Annotated in this window: 18 protein-coding genes; 7 read left to right on the plus strand and 11 right to left on the minus strand. The window is 62.7% G+C overall.

The genetic code is table 11. The features are described 5' to 3' along the window. Positions 1–177: 177 nt before the first annotated feature. The gene (locus tag VGD45_RS11285) at positions 178–1437 is read right to left on the minus strand and encodes an acyl-CoA dehydrogenase family protein (RefSeq protein ID WP_331155400.1); all 1260 of its coding nucleotides are present in this window, start codon (positions 1435–1437) and stop codon (positions 178–180) included. Between the two features lie 162 nt (positions 1438–1599). On the opposite strand from VGD45_RS11285, the gene VGD45_RS11290 reads away from it, so the two are divergent. After that, a complete protein-coding gene (locus VGD45_RS11290) occupies positions 1600–2511 on the plus strand; it encodes a LysR family transcriptional regulator (RefSeq protein WP_331155401.1) in 912 nt (303 codons plus the stop codon). Here VGD45_RS11290 and VGD45_RS11295 read toward each other — a convergent pair. Together VGD45_RS11295 and VGD45_RS11300 are read right to left on the minus strand one after the other, a co-directional pair. Continuing rightward, entirely contained in the window at positions 2508–3110 is a 603-nt protein-coding gene (locus VGD45_RS11295; protein WP_331155402.1) for an ATP-dependent Clp protease proteolytic subunit, read from the minus strand. The genes VGD45_RS11290 and VGD45_RS11295 overlap by 4 nt on opposite strands. A gap of 58 nt (positions 3111–3168) precedes the next feature. Next, positions 3169–3588: a VOC family protein gene (locus VGD45_RS11300; protein WP_349263255.1), complete on the minus strand. Its 420-nt coding sequence runs from the start codon at positions 3586–3588 to the stop codon at positions 3169–3171. A gap of 138 nt (positions 3589–3726) precedes the next feature. Between VGD45_RS11300 and VGD45_RS11305 the strand changes: the two genes are divergently transcribed. Both VGD45_RS11305 and VGD45_RS11310 read left to right on the plus strand, forming a co-directional pair. Beyond that, the gene (locus VGD45_RS11305; RefSeq protein WP_331155404.1) at positions 3727–5022 is read left to right on the plus strand and encodes a hypothetical protein; all 1296 of its coding nucleotides are present in this window, start codon (positions 3727–3729) and stop codon (positions 5020–5022) included. A gap of 186 nt (positions 5023–5208) precedes the next feature. Next, complete coding sequence (locus tag VGD45_RS11310; RefSeq protein WP_331155405.1) at positions 5209–6924, plus strand: methyl-accepting chemotaxis protein; 1716 nt, start codon at positions 5209–5211, stop codon at positions 6922–6924. Positions 6925–7130: 206 nt separating this feature from the next. Here VGD45_RS11310 and gnd read toward each other — a convergent pair whose 3' ends face one another. The 4 genes from gnd to VGD45_RS11330 form a co-directional block, all read right to left on the minus strand. Further along, positions 7131–8588 carry a decarboxylating NADP(+)-dependent phosphogluconate dehydrogenase gene (gene gnd / locus VGD45_RS11315; RefSeq protein ID WP_331155406.1) on the minus strand — a complete coding sequence of 486 codons (1458 nt, stop codon included), beginning with the start codon at positions 8586–8588 and terminating at the stop codon, positions 7131–7133. A 127-nt stretch (positions 8589–8715) separates the two neighbouring features. Next, positions 8716–11127, minus strand: coding sequence for a hypothetical protein (locus VGD45_RS11320; protein ID WP_331155407.1), 2412 nt, complete (start codon positions 11125–11127; stop codon positions 8716–8718). A 13-nt stretch (positions 11128–11140) separates the two neighbouring features. Then, the gene (locus VGD45_RS11325) at positions 11141–13198 is read right to left on the minus strand and encodes a M13 family metallopeptidase (RefSeq protein ID WP_331155408.1); all 2058 of its coding nucleotides are present in this window, start codon (positions 13196–13198) and stop codon (positions 11141–11143) included. Between the two features lie 54 nt (positions 13199–13252). Beyond that, on the minus strand, positions 13253–15001 hold the full coding sequence (locus VGD45_RS11330; protein ID WP_331155409.1) for a homoserine dehydrogenase: 1749 nt from the start codon (positions 14999–15001) through the stop codon (positions 13253–13255). A 310-nt stretch (positions 15002–15311) separates the two neighbouring features. Between VGD45_RS11330 and VGD45_RS11335 the strand changes: the two genes are divergently transcribed. Beyond that, entirely contained in the window at positions 15312–16475 is a 1164-nt protein-coding gene (locus tag VGD45_RS11335; protein WP_331155410.1) for an AAA family ATPase, read from the plus strand. 123 nt (positions 16476–16598) lie between these two features. Next, a complete protein-coding gene (locus VGD45_RS11340) occupies positions 16599–16805 on the plus strand; it encodes a CsbD family protein (protein WP_331155411.1) in 207 nt (68 codons plus the stop codon). 67 nt (positions 16806–16872) lie between these two features. Here the strand turns inward: VGD45_RS11340 and VGD45_RS11345 are convergent, their stop codons facing one another. Continuing rightward, positions 16873–18408, minus strand: a complete 1536-nt coding sequence (locus tag VGD45_RS11345) for a M48 family metallopeptidase (RefSeq protein WP_331155412.1) — start codon at positions 18406–18408, stop codon at positions 16873–16875. Positions 18409–18637: 229 nt separating this feature from the next. Further along, positions 18638–19171: an RcnB family protein gene (locus VGD45_RS11350; RefSeq protein WP_331155413.1), complete on the minus strand. Its 534-nt coding sequence runs from the start codon at positions 19169–19171 to the stop codon at positions 18638–18640. 153 nt (positions 19172–19324) lie between these two features. Here VGD45_RS11350 and VGD45_RS11355 point away from each other — a divergent pair, with 153 nt between their 5' ends. Further along, positions 19325–20920, plus strand: coding sequence for a glucan biosynthesis protein D (locus VGD45_RS11355; protein WP_349263257.1), 1596 nt, complete (start codon positions 19325–19327; stop codon positions 20918–20920). 39 nt (positions 20921–20959) lie between these two features. On the opposite strand, the gene VGD45_RS11360 is transcribed toward VGD45_RS11355, so the two are convergent. Next, on the minus strand, positions 20960–23776 hold the full coding sequence (locus tag VGD45_RS11360; protein WP_331155415.1) for a TonB-dependent receptor: 2817 nt from the start codon (positions 23774–23776) through the stop codon (positions 20960–20962). A gap of 218 nt (positions 23777–23994) precedes the next feature. Between VGD45_RS11360 and VGD45_RS11365 the strand changes: the two genes are divergently transcribed. Continuing rightward, positions 23995–24528 (plus strand): MEDS domain-containing protein, encoded by a 534-nt coding sequence (locus VGD45_RS11365; protein ID WP_331155416.1) that lies wholly within the window; start codon positions 23995–23997, stop codon positions 24526–24528. Here VGD45_RS11365 and waaA read toward each other — a convergent pair. Beyond that, a complete protein-coding gene (gene waaA, locus VGD45_RS11370) occupies positions 24504–25796 on the minus strand; it encodes a lipid IV(A) 3-deoxy-D-manno-octulosonic acid transferase (protein ID WP_331155417.1) in 1293 nt (430 codons plus the stop codon). The genes VGD45_RS11365 and waaA overlap by 25 nt on opposite strands. Positions 25797–25826: the final 30 nt, after the last annotated feature.

A 25826-nucleotide genomic window follows, 5' to 3' on the forward strand; every position in this document is an offset into this window, starting at 1 on the left:
GACGTTCGAGGTGACCTCCCTTCTTCCGGCATTGTCGAGAAAGAGGGACCTTTTCGGCAAAGTGCGCCCAGGGACGGGACCCGACGACGTCGCGCGATAGCGCGACTGAGGGGGAGCACGGTGCCGGGAGGAGAGACGGCACCTCGGGCGACGCGAACCACCAACCCCTCTTAAGTCTTAGCTTCCGCGAGTGACTGGCATCTCCACATCAGCGGGCTTCGCCGCATACCGGGCGAGCTCGAGCTTAGCGATGGCGTTCCGGTGAACCTCATCCGGCCCATCGGCCAGACGCAGCGTGCGCTGACCCGCCCACAGTTTCGCCAGCGGGAAGTCGCCGCAAACGCCACCGGCGCCGTGCGCCTGAATCGCCCAATCCAGCACCTGCAAAGTCATATTCGGAACGACCACCTTGATCAAGGCGATCTCCTGCTTCGCGACCTTGTTGCCCACCGTATCCATCATATAGGCCGCTCGTAGCACCAGCAGGCGGGCCTGATCGATCATGCAGCGGGCGTCGGCGATGCGCTCGTGCCACACCGACTGAGTCGACACTGGCTTGCCGAACGCCACTCGCGAGCTCAACCGCTTGCACATCAGCTCCAGCGCGCGCTCCGCGACGCCGATGGATCGCATGCAGTGATGGATACGGCCGGGCCCGAGACGACCTTGAGCGATTTCGAACCCACGCCCTTCGCCGAGCAGAATGTTCGAAGCGGGCACTCGCACATTCACGAGATCGACTTCCGCATGGCCGTGAGGCGCGTCGTCGTAGCCGAACACGGACAGATAACGCATCACCGTCACGCCCTTGCTCTCCGCCGGCACCAGGATCATCGACTGTTGCTGATGCTTGGCCGCCTCCGGATTGGTCTTGCCCATGACGATGAACAGTTTGCAGCGTGGATCGTTGGCGCCGCTGGACCACCACTTGCGGCCGTTAATGGCGTACTCATCGCCTTCACGCCGGATGCTGCATTCGATGTTGGTCGCGTCCGACGAAGCCACCGCCGGCTCGGTCATCAAAAACGCCGACCGGATCTCCCCTCGTAGCAAAGGCTCCAGCCAGCGTTTCTTGTGCTCCTCCGTCCCGTAGCGCTCGATAGTTTCCATGTTGCCCGTGTCCGGCGCGGAACAGTTGAACACCTCCGGCGCCCAGGGCACTCGCCCCATGATCTCGCACAGCGGCGCGTATTCGAGATTGGACAATCCTTCCGGCACTCGCGGCGAATGCGGCAGGAACAGATTCCACAGCCCCGCGGCCCGCGCCTTGACCTTCAGGTCCTCGATCACCTTGGTAGGCACGAAGGCATCGCCATTGCGACGGTTCCCGGCAACCTCCGCCTCATAGGCCTTCTCGTTGGGATAAATGTGCTCGTCGAAGAACTTCAGCAGGCGCGCCTGCAACTCGCGCACGCGTGGGCTGTATTCGAAATCCATGCTTGTGTCCCTCGAAGAGTGGTCGGTACCCTATCGCTAACTTGCCGTCTGCGCCGGGCGCACGCCAATGCATTGTGTGAATCCGGCCGGATCGGCGACATGCATAGTCGGCCGCCATCCGGGACAATAACGCTTCGGACCGTAGGCGCGGGAGGGCTTCCCATGCAGCTATCCAGGATCGATCTCAACCTGTTCACCGTCTTCGACGCGATTTATCGCGAAGGCGGCATCACGCCCGCCAGCCGCCGCCTGCACCTGTCGCAGCCTGCGGTGAGCCACGCCTTGGGCCGCTTGCGGGAGTTGCTCAACGATCCGCTGTTCGAGCGCCGGGGCCATGAAATGATCCCGACGCCACTCGCCCGCTCCCTCGCCGACAGCATCGCCGGATCGCTCGGCACGCTCGAACAGATGCTCCAGCGCGTCGGCCACTTCGAGCCCGGCACGGCGCAGCGCAGTTTCACCATCGCGGCCCGCGAATCGCACGAGCTCACATTCCTGCCCGCGCTGATGAGCCGCATTGGGAACGAGGCCGCGCACATCCACGTCGCCTCGGTGCGCATCGATCGTCGCGATCTGGAGGAAGATCTGCAGAGTGGAGAGGTCGACCTGGCGCTCGACGTCGCTTTGCCTTTATCGAACGAAGTGCGTCGTGAGCGGATCGGCGCCGAACCGCTGGTAGTGCTGGCGCGCGCCGATCATCCAGTCGTGCAAGGCAAGCTGGACATCGAGACCTATACGGCCCAGTCGCACATTCTGGTGACCGGGCGGCGTCGCGGCGGAGGTTATGAAGATGCGGCGCTGGCCCGCCTGGGCCTGTCACGCCACATCAAAATGCGATGTCAGCAGCACGCGGCCGCAAGCCAGGTGGTGAGCCGGTCCGACCTGCTGGCCACGATGACCCGTGGACAGGCGTCCCTGGTGAATCGACAAACAAACAATCAGCTGCTGCCCTTTCCCATCGAGGTGTCGCCGTTGGAGTCGTTCTTGTACTGGCACTCCAACGTCGACGAAGACCCGGCCTCGCAATGGTTCCGGGCGCAGGTGCGAGCGTGCCTCGCCGAGCGCGCGGGTTAGATCTCTTTATACGACTCGACCACGCGCGACACGATGCCGTAATCGATGGCTTCGTTGGGGCTCAGCCAGAAGTCGCGTTCCATGTCCACGACCACCTTCTCGTAGGGCCGGCCGGTCTGCTTGGAGATGGTGCGCGCGATGCGTTCACGCGTGCGGAGGATTTCCTTGGCCTGAATCGCGATGTCCGACGCCGGGCCGCCCGCGCCGCCGCCGGGCTGGTGAATCATGAAGCGCGTGTTCGGCAGACAGACGCGATTCTGCTTCTGGGCCGCCAGGAAAATGTGCGTGCCGGCGCTGGCCACCCAACCCGTGCCGATGGTGGTCACCGGCGCGTTGATGAAACGAATCATGTCGTGAATGGCGTCGCCGGATTCGACGTGGCCGCCGGGCGAAGAGATCAGCATGCGGATCGGTGCATCCGATTGCTGCGACAACGCGATCAACCTTTCACACACGCTACGCGCCACGTTGTGATTGATCTCGCCGAACACCAGCACGAAACGCGACTTGAACGCCAGTTGCTCCGCCAGGGTCTCGGGGCGTTCGAGCTTTTCGGGCTGCTTGTCTTCGCGATCGGCGTTAAAGATGGAGGCGGACATGAAAACTCCTTGGCTCAACACTTGTCTGGCGGGCACGACAGTCGTAAGGCGGCGGATTCTACCACTCGCCGCTGTTGGCCATGGATTTCCACGGCTCGCGCGGCTCCTGCGAGCCGCCCCGCTGCAGCAACTCCACCGAAATATTGTCCGGTGAGCGCACGAAGGCCATGCGGCCGTCGCGCGGCGGGCGGTTGATGGTGACGCCGTGATCGATCAGCCGCTGGCAGGCCGCGTAGATGTCGTCGACTTCGTAGGCCAAATGGCCGAAGGCGCGCCCGATCCCGTACTTTTCCGGGTCCCAGTTGTAGGTGAGCTCGACCTGAGCGTCCTCGTCGCCCGGCGCCGCCAGGAACACCAGGGTGAAACGCCCCTTCTCGTTCTCGATGCGGCGGACCTCGCGCAATCCCAGGGCCTCGCAATAAAAACGCAGCGAAGCGCTCAGATCCGTGACGCGCACCATAGTGTGCAGATACCTCATCGGCAGTACCCTCGACAACAGAACAGCGACAACGACGGCCGCAAGAACCCCCATGATAAACGGAGCAGCGGTGCGGAAAGGAACTCCGGCGTAGCGATTGCGTTGATTTCAGCGAGGCTACCGGCAAAAACAGGACATATGCGTGCGGACGCGGGCATCGTCAGAGCGGTTTCACAGCGACGCGCGGCGGGACTTACCGGCACGGCGCTCGCCCTGATCTGCGTCCTGGCGTGGGCGTTCACAACCAGCCCGGCCGCGCTGGCGCAGACGCCCGAACCCCCAGCCGAGCCGCCGCAGGATGAACCGGTTCAGCCCGTGCCGCCCGAGCCGGAGCAGCCCGGCGACAAGCCCGAAACCATCGATCCGGACGACGTGAACGAAGGCCCGCTGCGCGACCCGGTTCTACGGCAGGACGAAAGCGATCCGCGCACGCTGGAGCGCGAGCCCGAGGTAGATCCTTTAGCTGACGGCCCGCCGCCAGAGAAAGAGGACGTGGGCCCGATGGAGATCTGCGCTCAGCCCGCGGAAGACAACCTCAGCGTCCTACAGCGCGTACGTCGCAGCCTCACGGTGACTGCCTGTGCCTCGTCGGCCTGGCTCGACGGCTTGTTCGGCGATCAGATTCATTACGACGACTATCACGCCACTTACGGCACGTTGACGGTCGGCGGACTGTGGAGCGATTACGACGGCTTCGATCCGCGGCTGCGATTCCGTGCACGCCTGCAACTGCCGCAATGGGACGAACGCATTTCCGCATTCGCCGGCCGCGTCGGCGAAGACGATTACATCAGCGATACCGAGGGCGATTTCGACGCATTGCCGACGCGTCAGTTCGGCACGCTCGAAGACGAAAGCGTGCTGCTGGGTCTCGGCTATTCCAGCCCCGAGCGCACCGGCAACGATTTCGATGTGGGGGTGGGCGTGCGCGTCGATCTACCGCTCGATCCTTATGCACGCGCACGTTACGAAGTGGTGCGATCGTTCGCCGAACGATATGTTTTCAGCGCTCGAGAAACCGTGTTCTGGCAAAACACCGAAGGCTTCGGCACCACCACCCGCATCAATCTGGATCGGGTGATTTCCGATCGTTTCCTGCTGCGTTGGAGCAACCTCGGCAAGTACACCGAAGAAACCCTCGGTGTGGAGTGGTACACGCAGCTCACTCTGTTTCAGAGCGTCGGTCAGCGCACGGGGCTCGCGTGGCAAGCGCAGGTGGAAGGCGCCACCGACAACGAAGTGCAGCTCACGCGTCACGCGCTGCGCTTGATCATGCGTCGCCAGCTCACGCCGGAGTGGCTGATCCTCGAGCTGCGTGGCGGCGTCGGCTGGCCCCGGCGCAAGCTCCACGAGGAACGTGAAGCCACTCCCGAAATCGGCGTCGCGATCGAAATGCAGTTCGGCCAGCGCCGCGATCGCCTGCGTCCCCGCTGAGGCAGTTCCCTACGCGATCTCCGAGGCCGGATCCTCTGCAGGATCCCTGCTGACAGGGGACCCGCTCAACGCCGCTAAGGCGCTCACTGATTCTGTCCCTTCTGCATTCAGCCGCTGCACGCGCGCGCCGATGCGAGCACTCGTATCGGCACGTTGTCGTGCTTCCGCATGTTGCAGGAGATGAAGATGAGTCTGTCCAACCTCAGCGTCAAAGCCCGTCTGGCCTGGACGCTGAGCCTATTGGCGTTGGCGATGCTGTGCGTGGGCCTGCTGGGGTTGAACGCCTTGAAGCAGTCCAACGGCCGCATGAACGAGATGTATAGCAATCAATTTCAGTCCGCCGCCCTGGTCAGCAAGATCGCGGCCCTGCGCCGTGACAACATTCGTGCCCTCGATCTCGCGTTGATGACGGGCGATCCGGAGCTGCTCGCGAATTATCGCAGCGTCCAGGTGCGGAATACCAAAATCATCGATGAGTCCTGGCTCCGCTACAGCGCCCTGCCGGCTGACAAGGAAGAACTGGAGCTCGCGCGGGAATTCGAAGCACGTGGCGATGAATATCGCGCGGTCCGGGATCGTGTCGTGGCCAAGCTCGAAGCCGGTGGGCTCGAGGAGGCTCGCCGGATGCGAGTACAGGAAATGCGCCCTGCCATCATGGCTTTGATCTCGAGCGCGGACCAGCTCACCGAGATTCAGGATCGGATCGCGGAACGAGGCAATCGGGCAAACCAAACGGCCTACAGCCGCGCCAGTCTGTTTTCGTGGCTTTCGATGCTGATCGCCGGCGCCGTCGCCGCCGTGCTCGGCACGATGCTGATCCGCTCGATGATGAAGTCGCTGAACACCGCGGTCGGCGCTGCCGAGCGCATTGCCAGCGGCAAACTCGGCCATCGGATCGAGATCGACACGCGGGACGAGTTCGGTCGCTTGTTGCGCGCCATGCAAGACATGGACAACAAGTTGAGCGACATCGTGGGCTCGGTGCGGCTTGGCGCCGACTCGGTGGGCTCGGCGGCGCGTCAGATCTCCAGCGGCAACGACGACCTGAGCCAGCGTACGCAGGAACAGGCCTCCGCGCTCGAAGAGACGGCGTCTTCCATGGAAGAGATGACGGCGACTGTGAAGCAGAACGCCGATAACGCCCGTCAGGCAAGTCAGCTCGCCGTCGGCGCACGCGAACAAGCCGATCGCGGCGGCGCCGTAGTGAGCCGCGCGGTCAGCGCCATGAGCGCGATCAGCGAGTCGAGCAAGCGCATCGCCGACATCATCGACGTGATCGACGAGATCGCATTCCAAACGAACCTGCTCGCCTTGAACGCCGCCGTCGAAGCGGCGCGCGCTGGCGAACAGGGCCGCGGCTTCGCCGTGGTCGCCACCGAAGTGCGCGCACTCGCGCAGCGGAGCGCGACCGCCGCGAAGGAGATCAAAGATCTGATCAACGACTCGGTGGGCAAGGTCAAGGCCGGCACCGAACTGGTGGACGAGTCGGGCAAGTCGCTCAACGAAATCGTCGCCAGCGTGAAGCGCGTGGCCGATATCGTGGCCGAGATTTCGGCGGCGAGCGAGGAGCAGGCGAGCGGCATCGATCAGGTGAACACCGCGGTCACGCAGATGGACACGACGACGCAACAGAACGCGGCGTTGGTGGAGGAAGCGGCGGCGGCGAGCAAGGCGATGGAGCAGCAGGCGGATGTGCTGGTCGAGAAGGTCTCGTTCTTCTCAGTCGCTGGCGGCAACTATCAAGCTGCTGCGCCGGCCACGTTCGCTGCGAATGTTTCCTCCGCTCCGCGCGCCACCGTGCGCCCGATGCCTGCGCGCAAGCCAGCGTATAAGGCGATCAAGCCGAGCCCGGCTCCGATGGCCAAAGCGAGCGGCGACGATTCGAGCTGGCAGGAATTTTGACGAAATCGGAAACGGACGCCGCGGATTGAAAGCTCACCGTCACGAGCTTTGAAGTCCGCGGCGCGCCGACACCCAGCAGATCCGTTGCCGGCGGTGTTCTCCTCAGGCAGCCGTACCCTCGCGCATCGGCGGGCGATATTCAACAGATATCACCCGCCGTATTTTTTTCACTGACTGGGAAGCAACTCGCCGGCAAGAAAACTTGGTTATACGCTATAGGAACGCGAAGTCGTGGCTCCGCCGTGTCCGGTCCAGTCCGTATGGAAGAACTGTCCGCGCGGCTGATCGACGCGCTCGTAGGTATGAGCGCCGAAGAAATCGCGCTGGGCCTGCAACAGATTCGCCGGCAGCCGCTCGGCTCGATAACCATCGAAGTATGACAATGCGGCGCTCATGCAAGGCATGGGAATGCCGCTCTGGATCGCCGCCACGATGGCGCGACGCCAGCCGGCCTGGCGAGTCGATACCGCATCCCGGAAGAACGGATCGAGCAGCAGATTGACCAGCAGCGGATCGCGGTCGAACGCCTTCTTGATGTCGCCGAGAAATGCCGAGCGGATGATGCAGCCGCCGCGCCAGACCAGCGCGATGCCGCCGTAATTCAAGCTCCACTGATACTGCTTGGCCGCCGAGCGCAACAGCTGATACCCCTGCGCGTAGCTGATGATCTTCGAGGCGTACAACGCCTGGCGCAGATCTTCAATGAGCTGCTTGCGGTCGCCCTTGAACTCACTCACCACCGGTGCGAGTTGCTTGGAGGCGCGCACGCGCTCTTCCTTCGCTGCAGACAATGCACGAGCAAACACAGCCTCACCGATCAACGTGAGCGGAATGCCGTGGTCGAGCGCCTCGATCACGGTCCATTTACCGGTGCCCTTCTGGCCCGCGGCGTCGAGGATCTTGTCGATGGTCGCTTCGCCGTTCTTGTCGACGAAGCCGAGGATGTCGCGCGTGATCTCGATCAGATAGCTATCGAGCTCGGCGCGGTTCCATTCGGCGAACACTTCGTGCATCTCTGCGTTGCTCATGCCGAGCACGCGTTTCATCACATCGTACGTCTCGCCGATGAGCTGCATGTCGCCGTATTCGATGCCGTTGTGAATCATCTTCACGAAGTGTCCGGCGCCATTCTCGCCCATCCAGTCGCAGCACGGCTCGCCCTCGGGCGTGCGCGCGCAGATAGCCTGAAAAATCGGTTTGATGTGCGGCCATGCGGCCGGGCTGCCGCCGGGCATCAGCGAAGGACCGTGCAACGCGCCGTCTTCGCCGCCGGACACGCCGGAGCCGACGAACAGCATGCCGCTTTCTTCCACCCGTTTGGTACGCCGAATCGTATCCGTGAACAGGCTGTTGCCGCCGTCGATGAGAATGTCACCTTGGTCGAGCAGGGGCAGTAACTGATCGATCAGCTGATCCACGGCCGCGCCTGCTTTCACCAACATCACGATCTTGCGCGGTCGCTGCAACGATGCGACGAATTCCTTCAAGTCATGCGCGCCGATGAAGCGTTTGCCCTTCGCTCGACCCTGAATGAACTCGTCCACCCGCGTGGTGGTCCGGTTATACACGGCGACGCGGAAGCCGCGGCTCTCCATGTTCAGCGCCAGGTTCTCGCCCATCACGGCCAGGCCGATCAGACCGACATCCGCAAGTTCAGTGCTCATACTCAGCCTCGATGCGATTGGGGACCGGCCGCGCGGCCAGCCGGCTTTTTATACGAGTCTTTTTATACGAGTGGGCGGCGCAAAGCCAGGAACGAACGTGCGCACCTGAGTTCATCAATGGCTTTCATCAATGCGTCAGACGGATCACTTGAGTGCTGAGTCGCAGTGGGCGCAGCGGCAGATCGCGGGTGTTGCCGCTCGCTCGCCAATCGCTGAACGGCGCGCCGCGCTCGTCCGCTTCGCTGCCCGGGTCCACCACGTCCATTAGACCCACAAGATCGTATCCAAACGGCGGGGCTTCGCTGACTTGATAGCTCACCTGCTGGTTCCAACGCGCGCCGGTCCGGCGCTCCACGCTTTCGCCCGCGACAGTGCCTTTGCCGAAGCGAGGGTGCGACACGATCTGGGTGTACTCGAATGCAGTTCCGGGCGCAGTGGCATCGACTACGACTCGCCACAATCCCGCGCGCGGATTCGTCACCACCAGCGCCTTGGAGACTGGTCGCGTGAAAACATCGCTGCCCCACAACTTGCACCAGCCCGTGGCGCAGTCATACAGATAAAGACCCACCCGCGTGCGCCCATCCGGCGGTGAAACGGCAACTCGCAGCGAGCTGCTGTCGGGTTGCACTTCGACGTTATAGGCGCGCATTCCGCTCGGACCGCCCACATCCTTCAACACGCGGCGCGCGCCGATTTCCGTGATGATGTCGCTGCGTTTGAGCGGCGCGTAGATGTTGTTCATCCATAGCGTCGTCGCATTATGGGTCGGCGGCTTCTCGTCCAACTGCGAATCGACGTAGTGGGTCGAGGCCGCGATCCGCAAATCCCTGGCTGGCGTATCGGTTGGCAACACCGTCAGCTCGTAGACACCGGGCGGCGGATAGGCCACGAGCAGCACGCCTGGCTGCCCGGCTGCGATCACCTTCGACAGCGGCAAATCGAGCGCCCCGCCGATCAGCGCGAACTGCGCTCGGCCCGCGCCGACCGCGGCGTCGATCCGCAACGAAGAAATGTTCGGCGGAACGTCCAGGAAATATCTCTTCGGCTGAGCGCCCGCTTGCATCTGCTCGCGATGCTCGATGCGGTAGCCATTCGCCGCGGTGAACGGCTCCGCCGCCACGATAGTGGTCATGAAAGCGTGCACGGGCAGTTCCGTGGCCTTGTCGATCAGGTACAGGTGAGCGCTGTGAATGCCAACCTGCTCCGGGAGGATTTCCAACTGAAGCTGGACGGGCTCGTTGAGCGGCAACGTCACTTCGGTCTGAGCTGACTTGAATGTTCCATTGTTGCCGCGCCATTGCAGCGAATAAGACAGCGGCGTCGCCGCGCCGCTTTGCCGTAGCAGCGTGACGGTTCGCGTATCTTTCTGGCGTATCAGCCAGCCCTCGCGCTCGTACAAGCCCTGCCCTACGCCGGGCTCGGGAAGAAATCGCGAGACGTAGGTTTTGACGGGGGCGCGTGTCTGGATGTCTGGCAGATCGAGCTTGCGAGCCTGCAGCTCTTTGAGCAACTCCTTGGCGCGCGCCGTGTCGAGGACGCCGAAGCCCTGCTCGTGCGATTGATAGTTGTCGAGACGCCGCGCGCCCATGCGCAGCGCCCAAGTGATATGGCGTGCGTCGGCAGGCAAATTCTCGGCGCGCGCCGCAGCCATTAAAGACTCCGTCGCACTCGCTGCACCTTCAAAGCCGCCTGGCGCAAGCACATCCGGTTTCGAGGCTCCATCCGAAGCGGGTCCGACACTGGCCGTCGAAGGCATCGCGCTATCGCCAACGGCGATCACGCGACGCCCGCTCGACGCGCCGGTTACACCCTCGACGCTGCGGAATGCGCCGGCGGCAAACAGCATCGGTTTGCCGTGAACCTCGACGGCCCTATTCACCATGAGCGCGAACAAATCGGAGCCCCCGCCAGGAAATCTGCCCCCGTCTGCATCGCGCGCGAGCACGTTCGTTTCTTTGCTGGCGGCGGCTCGCAGCAACGCCTCGATTTCGGCAGACAGCGTCGTGGCCGCCGAATCGACTTCAGCGCCGAGCAGAGTATCGGTCGTAAACGAATTGGATTGAGCCGGAGCCGCGGTCTGCGAAGGGGCCGGTGGCATGGAGGAATACCGCACGATATCGCGATCGTTCGCGTACAATCCGTGCGCGCCGCCGCCATCGAGATGCGCCATCAAAACATCAGGCAGCGAGCCGACGTCGGAGAAGCGATCCAGCGCCAGGCGCACCCGCAGATAACCAACATCATCGAAGCGGGCTTGAATATCGCCGCCGAGCGCGGCAATCGCCTCAGCCACCGCGGGCGTCTTGCCCACTTCCGTGGCAACGAGAACCATCGCCTCCGTGTCGCCCTTGGCGAGCGCATTCGCGAGCAGCAGGCGATCGTGCAGATCGGGCGTCGCCGACTTCCAGGCAGAGAGCGACAGCCCTTGCTTGCTGAGCGGCGGCGGCGCGGGCGGAGGTTCGGGCTCGGGTTTACTGCAGCCTGACAGCGTGGCGACGCCAAACATCGCCACGAGCCAGGCACAACGGGTCCTCACGAGCAGTGGGTCCTCACCAGATTTTGACCCGCTGCTCCGGCGGCAGATACAGCTTGTCGCCCGGCTTCACGTCGAAGGCTCGATACCATTCGTCCATGTTACGCACGGCGCCGTTGACCCGGAAATACGGCGGAGCATGCGGATCCGACAGCACCTGCGCGCGCAGCGCTTCGTCGCGAATCTTGGTCCGCCACACCTGCGCCCAGGACAGGAAGAAACGCTGATCGCCAGTCAGACCGTCGATGACCGGCGCAGGCTGACCGTTCAGCGAGTTGTGATACGCCTCGTAAGCCATGTTCAGGCCGCCGAGATCGCCGATGTTCTCGCCCAGCGAAGTCGCGCCGTTGACCTTCAGGCCCGGCAGCGCGTCGAACGACGAGTACTGCTCCACCAGCACCTTGGTCTTGCCGCCAAACGCGTCGGCGTCGGCCTTGGTCCACCAGTCTCGCAGGCTGCCGTCGGGCGCGAACTTGCGGCCTTGATCGTCGAAGCCGTGGCCGATTTCATGACCGATGACTGCACCGATGCCGCCGTAATTCACGGCGTCGTCAGCGGCAGGATCGAAGAACGGCGGCTGCAGGATCGCGGCCGGGAACACGATCTCGTTGTTGAGCGGGTTGTAGTACGCGTTGATCTCATGCACGTTCATGAACCATTCGTCGCGGTCCACGGGCTGATCGAGGCGCGCCACCTGGCGATTCCAATCCCAGACCGACGCGCGGCGCACGTTGCCGATGACATCGTCACGGCGCACTTCCAGCGCCGAATAGTCCTTCCACTTGTCCGGATAGCCGATCTTCGCCACGAAGGTGCCGAGCTTTTCTTCGGCGCGCTTGCGGGTGTCTTCGCTCATCCAGCTCAGCGTCGCGAGCCGCTCCTTCAAGGCCGCGCGCAGGTTGGCCACCAGCACTTCCATCTTGGCCTTGGACTCGGGCGGGAAATATTCCTTGACGTAGACCTGACCGACCAGCTCGCCCAGCGCATCGCCGGTGATCGCCACCCCGCGCTTCCAACGCTCGCGCTGCTGGGGCTGACCGCGCAGCTGTTTACCGTAGAAAGCGAAGTTCGCTTCGTCGAAGCGTTTCGGCAGGAACGACGCATTGGAACGCAACAGATGGAACGTGAGGTAGTCCTTCAACGTATCCACTGACGTCTTGTCGAAGACCTTGGCGCTGTCACGAATCGCCGTGATGGGGCCGATGACAAAATTCTCACGCGAGCCCAGATCCGACGCGGTAAAGAACGCCTGCCAGTCGAAGCCCGGTGCGTAGGCGAGCAACTGCTCCTTGGTGCGCGGATTGTAATTGGCCTCGGCGTCACGACGCTTCTCGAGCGGCCACTGCGCTTTGGCCAGTGCAGTTTCGAACTTCATGATGTCGCGCGCTTTGTCTGCCGCATTCGGCACGCCACCCAACGACAGCATCTGCTCGATGTATGCAACGTACTTCTCGCGATGCTCCTTGAGCTTGGGATCGTCCTTCAGATAGTAGTCGCGATCCGGCAAGCCCAGGCCGGCCTGGCCGATCTCGATGGAATAACGGCTGGGATTCTTCATGTCCGGCGAAATGCCCACGCCGAACGTGGACATGATGCCGGGCAGGCCGAACAGGGTCGCGATGTCCGTTTTGGTCTTCGCGGCGTGGATGCGCGCGAGATCTTCTTTGAGCGGATCGAGGCCCTTGGCCTCGATGTCCGCCTCGTCCATGAAGCTCGCAAAGTAATCGCCGATCTTTTGTTCCGGCGTGCCGGCCGTGGGCTTGGTGCCAGCGGCGGTCTCGATCAGCTTTTTGACCCGCTCCTCGGACAGATCGTTGAGCTTGTTGAAGGGACCGTACGAGGCGCGGTCCGGCGGAATCTCGAAGGTGTCGTACCACTTGCCGCTGGCGTACGCGAAGAAGTCGTCGCCGGGCTTTACGTCGGGGTTGCGGGCCGTGAGATCCAGGCCGAAGTCTCCCAGCTCAGCCTTGGGCACGGGCAGGTCGGCCTTGGTGTCGGCGGCCGGCGCCGGTTCGTTCCTGGTACATCCGGAATGCAGCGCGAGCGCCGCGATCAGCAGCAATGATTTTTTCATGCCCAATGAGATACCCAGTGAGAGTCCCGTGCAAGTGTCGGTAACTGTTATCCATCACGCGTTGACCACCGCGGGCTGCGCCTGCTCGTCCTGCCTGGCCAGGCGTCGCTCCCGCAAGTATTCATGGACATCGCCCAAAATGGAAAGTGCGGTCGGCCAGCGGCCGGCGCCCTTACCTGCCAGACGCACTCTCTGTCCGTTGCCTGCCAGGATTTCCACGCGGTTTTCTTCGGCCCTGGCTCCCGCCAGAAAGTCGTTCGACGGCAGTTCCTGCAGTTTCACGACGCCGGCGATATGGCCTCCACTTCGCTCGCAAGCCCCCACCAGCTTCAGGCTCAGGCCCTCCTCGCGGACCAGCGCGGCCTGGCTGGCCGTCACGCCGACGATCCCGCGCACATTCAGCTCGAAGTGCGAGCTTTCGCCGAACGCCGCTCGGGCGATCAGCTCCAGCTTGCGGGCCGCGTCCAAGCCCACTAGGTCGTCATGCGGATCGGCCTCGGCATAGCCATTCGCTTGGGCCTGCGCGAGCGCCGTATCGAAGTCTATGCGTTGCTCCAGGAGGTCGAGGATGAAATTGCACGTACCGTTGAGAATGGCGCGCACCTGCACGACAGTGGAGTGACGAGCCAGCGCGGCGATCGTCTCCAGCACGGGCACGGCGCCTCCCACGGCCGCACTGAACTTCAAGCTCGGTTGTTCGCCGGCGGCGAAGCGCGCCAGCTTCTCCCACCATCTCGAAGCGATGAGCGCCTTGTTGGCCGTCACGACCGCCCGTCCGCGCGACAACGCGGCGTGCACCACTTCGCCCGCCGGATCCAGGCCACCCAATGTTTCGATGACCAGGTCGGCCGGCTGGGCGATCGCATCCCAAACATCCGTGGACAGGAGCGACTTCGGCACCTCGAGATCGGCCTCTTCGATCCGCCGGGGCTTGTCCAGATCTCTCACCACGATGCGTACGACTTCAAACAGGTCCGGCCGTCGTATCAGATGCGCATACACCCCGAGCCCGACCGTGCCCAGGCCGAGCAGCACGACACGCACCCGCCCGATGTTTTCATGAGGAACGGCGGCGATTTCATCCGGCCCCGCGTCGACCAGAGTGGAAAGATTCGAGTCCACGCACGCGACTTCGAACGATTGCCCGTGCGACTGCGCGAACTGTAGCGCGCGCGGTTGAATGATTTTTCCGCCGATGCTGAGCGCGGTGCGCCAGCTCAATCGATTGAAGCGCTGCGCGTGATTCTCGACGACGGCCGGATCGCTTTCGTACACACCGTCCACGTCCTTGAGCAGGCGACAGCGCGCATCGAGATTCTTTGCCAAGAACAACGCCGTGAGATCCGAGCCGCCGCGACCGAGCAATACCGTGCGACCTTGAATGTCTTGCGCGATGAAGCCAGGCACCACCAGCACGGCGTGCTCTTGGAAACATTCGTGCAAGTAGCTGGCGTTTAACGAGACCGGCGTGGACTCGTGCGGATCGCCGTGAGCGCGCAATCCGGCCGCGCGGGCATCGACATACCGAGCCGATACTCCGTTAGCCACCAATGCCGCGGCGAGTTTAGTGCCGGACTCTTCCTCGCCGCCCGCCACCCAGGCAGCTTGCTCATGCAAATCGGCGGTCACGGCGCGCGTTTCGGCGAAGCGCTTATCGGTAACGCCGGCGAACGCGGAGACGACGGCGATGACGCGCCGGCCGGCCCGCCACTCGCGGTAGATCTCGTCGATCGCCTGCGGCAGATCCGCTTCGGTCTGGAGCACCGAGCTGCCGAATTTGAGCACGACTATGGAAGGATGCACGCCACTCTCCCGACTGCAGAATCCGTTGGTTCACGGCGTCGAAACGAGGGCTGGCGGGGAAGGCGGCCGACTGGCAAGCGGGCATAAAAAAACCCGCTCGCCAAAGCTCAAGCAGGGTTTGCTTCGCTTTAGCCGTATTTCTTACGCGCCCGCAAGCTGAACTCAAATCGGCGCAGGGCGAACGCTAAAGGTTTCGGGTCCGGGCTGTCAAGAAAGCCCCGGCATGACGGGGCCGGATTGTGAACCGCAGCGGCGCGTGATGGCTGGCCCGCTTTGCACCAATATGCCAGTCTGGCCACGGAGGGATCCCATGCTCACTACCCTGGCCATCGCCAACTACCGTTCGCTGCGCTCGGTCATCGTGCCGCTGAGCGAGCTCAACATCGTCAGCGGCGAGAACGGCACGGGGAAGTCCAATCTCTATCGCACGCTGCGGCTGCTCTCCGATACCGCCCAAGGCAGTGTCATTGCGTCGCTGGCGCGCGAAGGCGGTTTGTCATCGACGTTGTGGGCGGGGCCGGAAACTATTTCCGCGGCGATGAAACGTGGCGAGCACCCGGTACAAGGCGGGCCACGCCGGGCGCCGGTGAGCTTGCGGTTGGGATTTGCGTCCAGCGAGTTCAGTTATTCCATCGACCTCGGGTTGCCGACACCCAGCACCTCCGAATTCGCGTTCGATCCGGAAATCAAACGTGAATGTATTTGGTCGGGCCCGCGCTTCCGCCCCTCCGCGCTGCTCATCGATCGGCGCGGCCCTGTGGTCCGAACTCGCGAAGCTGGCGGCGAGTGGCGCATCGTCGCCTCGCATCTCGCGACGTTCGACAGCATGCTCACTCAGGTTGCCGACGCCCAAAGAGCGCCGGAGATCTTCACCATTCGCGAGCAGATTCGCTCGTGGCGTTTTTACGATCACTTACGTACCGACGCCGACTCGCCGATCCGTCAACCGCAACTTGGCACACGCACACCAGTGCTGAGTCACGACGGCCACGACCTCGCCGCTGCATTACAAACAATCCGCGAGATCGGCGATGTGGCTCAATTGAATCAAGCCGTCAGCGACGCATTTCCAGGCGCGTCGATCGCCATCGGCCGCGTCGGCAACGCTTTCACCATCGAATTTCATCAGCAGGGCCTGCTTCGCCCGCTGAGCGCGGCCGAGCTCTCCGACGGCACGCTCCGATATTTGCTATGGATCGCCGCGCTCCTCACGCCGCGTCCGCCACAACTCATGGTGCTCAACGAACCCGAGACGAGCCTGCATCCCGACCTGCTCCCCGCGCTCGCGCGGCTGATTTCAGCCGCGAGCCGCTCCACGCAGCTCTGGGTCGTTTCCCATTCGTCGCGGCTGCTCTCCGCGCTTCAACAAGACGACCGTTGCAACGCCATCCAGCTCGCCAAGGATTTCGGCCAGACCTTGGTCCAGGAACAAGGCTTGCTCGACCGCCCGACCTGGCACTGGCCGGAGCGCTGACACGCCGAGCGCGTCATCGAAAATCCCACACTTGACTCAAGTGAACTTTGCGAGAGCGCGAGTCGTTATTACGGCGCGCGGCGCGTGCCAGCGCCGTGTAAGAAGTTGATACCGGAGACTCGCATGAACAGAGACATTGCAAGCGGTAATTTCAAGCAGCTGAAAGGCAAGATCAAGGAGCAGTGGGGCAAGCTCACCGACGACGAGATCGACGAGATGGAAGGCCACGCTGAAATTCTCGCCGGCAAGCTGCAGGAGCGGTATGGCTTGGCGCGCGACGACGCGGAACGACAAGCGCGCGAGTTCCAGACTCGCAACAACTGGCAGTAAGCTGGATCACTGCACGGACGTCGTCGCCTCGAGCATGGATCGAGGCGCGTCGTCCGTTACTCACCCGTTATTCGATCATCGAATCCGGCATGTGACGCGGATTCTCGTAGAGATCCTGCGCCTTTGCCCAGAAGCGTTTCGCTTCTTGCTCCCGGCCCCGCCGCATCAAATACACATAGCCGGCGCGCCCGGCTTCATCCGTCAGTTCCAGGTCCTGCTCCACCGCGAGCAGCAAATGTTTCAAGCCGCGATCGTCGTTGCGATCGAGCAGCATCCGTCCCATGAGCAAATGCGCCTTGGCATGTTCGCCATTGCGTGACAGCAACTCCTCCAACACCGCCATCGCGTCCGCTTCGCGATCGATCTCCAGCAGCAACAGCGCCTTTTCCCAGATTTCCTGATCGTTGAGCGCCGCGGTCTGCGCATCTTCCATCAACGACAGCTTGGCTTTGGCCTCCATGATCTCCGTATGACGCTTGCGCCACTTCGGCGCGGTGTCCTGCTGCCACTCCTGGTCGAAGAATTTCACCAGCGACGGCGTCGCCGGATGAAACAAGGACAGCGCGGAGCGGTCGGGATCGTGCACCGGCGTGGCAGGTTCGATATCGAGCGCAGCCAGCCGCTCCGCGAGGCTGGGATGGGTATCGTCATCGGCCGCGTAGCGCTTCAAGCTCTGCTGTAGCCAATCGGGCCGCGCCCACTGACGTTCCGCCGCCTTGAATGCGCGTGGCATCACGGCGTGAGGCATGTACGGCGGATCGGGTTGTTTCTCGACCTGATCGTACAGACGTTTCCAAAACACTTCGGACAGGAACCTGCCTGCCAGATCCAGCTTTGTCAGCGCCGCGCCGATCGCCGCCGCGCTCGTCACATTCGCGGCAGCACGATCCGCGACGTATTCGTGATTGCGTGCGAGCACGAAGCTGTACGCGTAAAAATACGGCGCGTACCAGCCGTAGAACGCACCGAGAATCTGATCGAAGATGCCGACGGGATTGTTGAACTTGGACTCGAGCGCGTGCCACGTGACCCGCTGACGATAGATCCAGGCGCCGAACTTACCGTGCGCCTGAGACAGATGGCCCATCTCATGCGCGATCACGGCTTTCAGCTCATCGATGGTGAGCACCATCGCGAGCGGCAGGCCGATTTCCAGGTGATTGCGATAATTACCGAAGATGCCCCAGCGCGGCGTCTGCACGATGCAGGCATTGAAATCCGAGCTGACCGATACGGAGTCCACTTGCACGCCGCCCATTTTCGCAGCGACTTCGTCGATCGCGGCGAAGAGCTGCGGCGTTTCTTCGCGAGTCACGCGCAAGCCCGAGGGCTCGGCGATGTGCACCCACAACGCGCGAACCATTCCGACCAGGGTCACCAGTCCGACCGCGCAGGCGACGACCAACGGTGCGCGAAAGCGATCGCCAGACAATAGCGGACTGAACGTGTACCAGCACGTGACCAGGATGACGACGGCCAGAAGAAAGATCGACGCGTAACCCAACGCGGCGAGCGCGCCGACTTTCAAAGCATAGAATTGTGGATTGTCGTCGGCCTGACGTTCCAGGCGCCCGATCAGGGCCGAGAACTCGTGTCTTTCCATAATCTCTCGCCGCGACGTTGAACCGTGACGAGACTACGGAATTCGGTCACGTTCCGCGTGTGACCAACATCTCATTATTGGCGGGAAACAAGACGTCCGCTTCTAGTACCACCCCGGGTACATGGATGTACCCCGCCGCCGCAGGTGGCGGGCGAGCGGCAAAAGTCACGCCTTTTGCCGCCTCGCCACGAGGGTCGTGGCAGGGACTGCCCGATCCCGAGTCCGATAATCAGTAGAAGAGGCCGTTGACCACGCTCACCACTACACCGCTGGCGATGGCCGCGAGCACCACGTCGTTGTTGACGCGCACCCAGTGGTGACCATGCGGCGGGGCGTGCAGGTGGTACCGGTGATAGTCGTGCACGATGTACCGGCTCTCACAGTACGAGCGCGGCAGGTGATCGCCGTGTCGCCAACTGCGGACATAGTAGCCGCGCGGAGCGATGTACCGGCCGCGGTCGTAGCGCCGCTGATCGACGCGACCCTGCCAGTAACCATCCCGATACGCATCGCGACGATCGTACCGGTCGTAGTCGCGATGGTGGCGATCCCAGTCCCTGTGGTCCCGGTCCTTGCGGTCCCAGTCTTTACGGTCCCAATCTTTGCGATCCTTGCGGTCATAGCCGCGATAATCGCGACGGTCCTTACCGTGATCGTCGTGACGACGCTCGTAGTGACGATCGCGATCGTTGTCCGCGTACGCCGTCGCCGCCGTGCCCGTCAGCAACGACACCGCCACGGCAGCTGCAAACAGGGTCTTCATCGCCATCTCCTCGTTACACCGGCAAGGCCGGGATGGGAGACAATATTGACCAGCCCATCTGATCGGAAGCTGAACGGCGTTGGTCAGGTGGCGTTCAGCTGGTAACCTTCGAAAACCCCGCTACGAACGCTGATCCAACACGGGAACCTCATGATTCGACGTCGCGATTTTCTTCAATCCGCAGTTTTGTTATCGACGCTTTCCGCTCCCGGTCTGGCTTCCGCCGCTTCCGCCCCAACGCGCGGCCCGGCGCGAGCCTTCGACTACGCCACCTTGAAAGGACAAGCACGCGCACTGGCGAGCAAACCCTTCGTGCCGCCCAGTCGGCTCGCGCCAAAACAGCTGATCGAGATGGGCTACGACGAATATCAGTCCATCCGCTTCAACCGTGACGAAGCCATCTGGTCCGACATCGAGGGCGGCAACTTCCGTTTGGAATTTTTTCACATGGGCCGCGGCTTCAAGGAGCCGGTGCACATGTATGAAGTCGCCGGCGGCCAGGCGCGCGAGATTCTGTATCGCCCCGACCTGTTCGATCTGAGCCACAGCGGCGTCAACGCCCGTTCGCTGCCCAAGGATCTGTCGTTCGCGGGCTTCCGCATTCATACCATCACCAATTGGGAAGCGGACTTGGCCTCGTTTCTCGGCGCCAGTTACTTCCGCTGCGTCGGCAGCGACACGCGACAGTTCGGCTTGTCGGCGCGCGGCCTCGCCATCGACACCGCACTGGATCCCGAAGAGTTTCCGCGCTTCACGGAATATTACTTCGAACGTCCCGTAGCGGATGCACGCACGCTCGTCGTGTATGGATTGATGGATTCGCCAAGCGTCGCGGGCGCGTATCGATTCGCGCTGACGCCGGGCGCTCCGCACATCGTCGAAGTCGATGCAGCGGTGTACCCACGCAAGGCGATTCGTCGACTCGGCATCGCGCCGCTGACCAGCATGTATCAGGTCGGCGAGAACGATAAACGCATGGGCTACGACTGGCGCCCGGAGATTCACGATTCCGACGGCCTGTCGTTGTACACGGGCCGTGGCGAATGGTTGTGGCGCCCCCTGAATAATCCGCCGATGCTGCGATTCAATTCGTACTTCGACGAGAATCCGCGCGGCTTCGGACTGATGCAGCGGGATCGCGACTTCAACAACTATCAGGACGACGGCGTGTTCTACGAGCGCCGGCCGAGCCTGTGGATCGAGCCGAAGTCGCCGTGGGGCAAGGGCTCCGTCCAGCTCACGGAAATTCCGACGGCGGATGAAACGTTCGACAACATCGTCGCGTTCTGGAATCCGGAAACGCCGCCCAAGCCAGGCGAGGAACTGCTGTACAGCTACAACATGTACTGGGGCACGCAGATGCCAGTCGAGCCGACGCTCGCGAAAGCAGTGGCGACGCGCACTGGACTGGGTGGCGTCGTCGGACAGCGGCGCAAATATTTCTCGTGGCGCTTCGCGATCGATTTCAAGGGTGGCGACCTGGCCACGTTGCCGCCGCGCTCTCCGGTGGAACCGGTCATCCACGTGTCGCGTGGCGAGGTGGAAATCACTTCGGCGCGGCCGCTCCAGCACAATGGCGGCTATCGCGCGATGTTCGATGTGAAACTCCCGGACGACAGCATGGATCCGGTGGACATCCGCCTGTTCCTGCGCATCGGCCATCTGCCGCTCAGCGAGACCTGGACGTATCAGTGGTCTCCGCCGACGCCGCAGGAACGGCAGCTGTATCTGCGGAACGCCGGCCACTAGAAACGATCGGGGGGCTTCCTTGGAAGCCCCCCCTTTGTTTTAGAACGTGTACCGGAAGCCCGTCTTGTAGGTCCACGAATACTCTTCGTACTGAAGCAAGCGTTTGCGACCGCCCACGTTCTGATACGCGACGTACGGCTCGTCACCCAGATTCACGAACTCGGCGAACAGCTGGAACTGCGGCGACAGACGATACCGTGCGCTCAAGTCGTACTGGATGTGATCTTCGACGAAGCGATCTTCCTCACGGGTCTCGCCCAGTTCGTCGAGATACTTGTCGCGGTAAGCCGCCGTCACGCGCAAGCTGAGCGGCCCTTTCTCGTAGCCTAGCGATGCGTTGAAGGTGTTCTCAGCCGATGCCTGCAAGGCCACCGTCTCACCGTCGATCTCGCCTTCCGCATCCGTGTAGGTGTAGTTGAGCCCAACCAACAGACCGTCCAGCGGCGCGGGCAGGAAGCTCAGCGACTGCTGATAGTTGAGCTCGACGCCCTTCACTTTCGCTTCGTCGCCGTTCTGCGGGATCACGACCTCGTCCAACGTAATGCCGAGGAACTCCAGGTCCTCATAGCGCACATCGACGATGAAGTCCTCGATGCGCTTGAAGAACACGCCCGCCTGCAGCACGCCGTTATTGCTCAAGTACCATTCGGCGGACACGTCCAGGTTCCACGCGTCATAGGGTTTCAGCTCGGGATTCCCGAACTCGGCTTCGTCATCCTCCACAACGAAGCGCGGCGCGATGTCGCCGATGTTCGGACGCACCAGGCTGCGATACAGGCCGCCACGCAACAGAAGCTCGTCCGCGGCCTGGTATCGAACATTCACGCTCGGCAACACGTCCGTATAGTCGCGATCGAAGCTCGTGGCCGTGACAGCAACGTCATCGTCGGCTCGGGCGACGATGTTCGCACCCACGTCATTGCGCGTTTGCTCGACGCGCACGCCGCCGATCAGGCGCAGCGGCCCCTGCTCCAGACGGCCGAGCACATAACCGGCGTAGATATCCTCATCGACGCTGTAGTCGGCGATGTTCGACTCGAACGCCGTGTCGGCCGCGTTCAGTTCGAAGCTACCGATGTTCGCGTTGATGAAATTCCGCACGGCCGGGCCGCTCGGCACGGCCCAGAGCGTCGCCAGCCCGTAGCTGGGCGAGCCCTGCACGTCGGCGAGCGTGAAGTCACCGTCGAAACCGTCGAACACATCGACCTGCTTGTCGTAGGTCTTCTCGCGCATGCGAGCCTTGGCGCCGAACTGCACGGTGAATTGGCCGCTGCTCAGTGCGAAGTCGCGCGAGATATCGAAACGCGCCGCCAGCTCCTCGTCTTCGGACAAGCTCAGCGAAGTGCGCTCGATCTGATCGAATTCGAATTCGGCCGGATCGCGGTACGCCCTGAAATTGCCACCGCCGAGCGTAAAGCGCGGCAGCCTCCAGTTGCTGTAATCGAAGCTCACATCCAGCTCGTCTTCGCCCTCGAACTCCCGCTGGAATTCCACGGGATCGAGCGAGCCGGCCTCGCGCTCCTTCGCCGTGGACCACGAACCGTTGTACTTGAAGGTCCAGGCGTCCGCGAACGTCTCGCCGCCGACGTTGAGGGACGAAATAGTCTGCTTCTCGAAGCGATCCTTGATGTCGCGAACCAACTGGATCTCGCCGTCCGCATCGGAGAAGTTGGCGGTGTCGCCGTCACCGCTATTCGGCGCCTCCTCCATCTCGAAGATCAGCCGGCCGCGATATTCCTGATCTTCGAACTCGCTGCGCAGGAAGCGCGCATACAAAGTGGTCGCATCGCTCAGACGAAAGTCCAGAGACAGGGAGCCGCCAAGGCGCTCGCGCTCAACGTCGTAGTCGCGATATTCCACCGTGTCCGCGTAGGCGACACCGTCGTCGCTCACGTCCCAGCCATCCATCTCGACGTTGTCGGTGGAGAACTCGCGCTTGTAATAAGACAGGCCGCCGGCGATGCCGAAGCGGTCGCCGAGCGTGGTGGAAAAATCCAGGCTGCCTTTGGGCGTCCACTCGGCTCGCAGGTCGTTGTACGAACCTTCGCCGGAGAACGACAGGAACGGCTCGCTGCGATCGAACGCGCTTGTGGTGTTGATTTCGATGGACGCACCGATGGTGTCGGCGTCCATGTCGGGCGTCAGCGACTTCTTGATCTCGATGGATTCGATCAGCTCGGCCGGAATCACGTCCAGCGCGACCGAGCGAACATCCGCTTCCGGAGCAGGCACTCGCGCGCCGTTGATGGAGGCGGCGTTCAAATCCGGCGACAGGCCGCGCACGGCGACGAAGCGCCCTTCGCCCTGGTCGTTGAGCACGTTGACGCCCGCGACGCGGCGCATCGATTCGGCGGCATTCTGATCGGGAAATTGTCCGATGCCGTCGCGGCTGAGCACGCTCTCCACGCCGTCGGCGGAGCGCTGACGAGATAGCGCGCTGGCGAGACTGGCGCGTTGTCCCACGACCAATACGTTATCGATGTAACCGGCATCGCCGCCGCTTCCGCCGAGCAGAATGTCTTCACTGCGGGTGTCGCCTGTGACATTCACTTTTGTCATCACCGAAGGCGCGCCCACATATTGCGTGCGCAATGTGTAAGTACCGTCGGGTACGTCGCCAAAACGAAACATGCCATCGCTGCCGGTTTCCGCGCGACGTTTCAACTCGACGATCTCGACTTCGGCGCTCTGCAGCGACTTGACACCGGACGCGTCGCTGACCCGGCCCGACAACGATCCGGCCAGCGCCGCGGAGGTGACGCACGAGCCCGCCACTACCAGTGCTGGCAAGCGCACGGCTGTGGACCAAATACCACGCCGTTCGCTGCGCCAATTCACGCCTTTGACAATTTTCACGACATTGCTCCCCGATTTCTTGGTGGTTAACCGGCCGAGGTTATGCAGGGGCGTCGTGACAGTTCCGTTGCGATTCAGTGACGAACGCGAGAAGGACCCTGGAGCCGCGAGAAATGTCACTTCGGAAAGCAGCACTGCTCCGGGCCGCTGTCATGCAACTATCATCTGCCCCGCATCGCGCGGCGAGCACGGCATAACGAGCGCAGCCCCGGGATCCCATGAGCAACTCTGCACATATCGTCCAGTTCTTCAGCAGTGACGAGGAGTACGTCCGTGCTGCGGGTCGCTTCCTGCACGAAGGCCTGGCCGCGGGCGACACGTGCATCGCCGTCGCGACCGCCGAACATCACCGCCAGCTGGATGCCTATTTGTTCGATATCGGCTTGAATACGGCCGCGCTATCGGCGGAGTACCGCTACATCCCGCTGCAGGCCGAGCACACGCTGCAAACGTTCTTCGACGTACGCACCGGCGTGGATCGCGAGCGGTTTCATCGTCAGTTCAATCAGTTGATGAGCCAGGCCGCGGCGCGCGGCCAGCCGGTGCGACTTTTCGGCGAAATGGTATCGTTACTGGTGGAGCAAGGCCGGCCGTCGTCGGCCATCCAGCTCGAGGAGCTCTGGAACGAGTTGAGCCGCCATCACAATTTTTCGATGTACTGCTCTTACAAGGTGTCTCCGTTCACGGAGAACCCTCGTTATCGCAAGCTCCTGCACAGCATTCACACTCACGTGATCTGCGAAGGTGCCTGAAGCAGCGGCTCGATCAGATCCATCACTCGGTTCAGCGCGCCCCGATTCTCGGCCACGATCGCACTCGCCTTGGCTCCCATTTCGGCACGCGTGGATGGATTTGTATACAACTCCAGAATGACTGCCGCGAGCTGCTCGGCTGAAGTCACTTGCCGCGCGGCGCCTCTGTCCAACATCAGCTGTGCGATATCGGGAGCGTTGAAGTTGTGAGGCCCCACGAGAACGGGTCGCTCCAGCACCGCGGGTTCCAACAGGTTGTGTCCGCCGACGGTGGCAATGAGACTGCCGCCGACGAACGCGATATCCGCCGCGGCGTAGAACGTCATCAACTCGCCGAGCGTATCCACCAGCAGTACGGATGTTTCCACCGTCACTGAGTCGTTGCGACTTCGAGCGGCGAAATTGATTTGTTCGGCCTTCAACCACGAGCGCACGGCGTCGAAGCGATTCGGGTGACGCGGAACGAGCACGAGCAACGCATCGGGCCGTTGCGCCATCACCAGGCGATGCGCCGCTAGGACTTGCTGCTCTTCGCCATCGTGCGTGCTGCCGGCAACCCACACAGGACGATTCGCCAGCTGCGTGAGTCGCAATTGCTCTCCAGCTTCGCGCGCTGCCAGCGGCGTTTCGATGTCGAATTTCACATTGCCCGTGACCAGCGCGTGTCGCGCGCCGATCGCTCGATATCGATCTGCGTCATGCGCGGTCTGTGCCGCAACGATGACGTTGCCCGACAGCGCCTCGCTGAACAATGCCGCGAAGTTTCGATGTCGAGCCGCCGAACGCTCCGAGATTCTCGCGCTGGCAAGCAGGAGCGGGATCCGGCGGTGCTTGCACTCACCGAACAGGTTCGGCCAGATCTCGCGCTCCATCACGATGGCCAGCGAGGGCCGCACGCGATTCAGAAAGCGGCGCACCGCCCCCGGCAGGTCGTAAGGCAAATAAGCATGGGCCGCCACGGAGTCGCCGAACAGAGCGCGCACGCGCTGTGCGCCAGTCGGCGTCGCCGTCGTCACCAGGAATGAGTGCTGCGGATACTTTTTCAGCAGCGCACGCACCAGCGGGGCCGCGGCCTGAACCTCGCCGACGGACACGGCATGGATCCAGATGCGCCGCTGCGCACTCGCGGGCGCGACCGCATTGGTGAACCCAAGTCTTTCCGACAGCCGATCCCGATAGGCGGGATCGCGCAGCCCCCGCAGGGCGGTCCCTGCCAGGGCCATGGGCGCAAACACATACAAGAGGGCGGTATATAGGGAACGCAGCATGTCGTGGTGTTCTTCTATAAGATGGTACCC

This window comes from Steroidobacter sp., from assembly GCF_036402275.1.
GTDB lineage: Bacteria > Pseudomonadota > Gammaproteobacteria > Steroidobacterales > Steroidobacteraceae > Steroidobacter.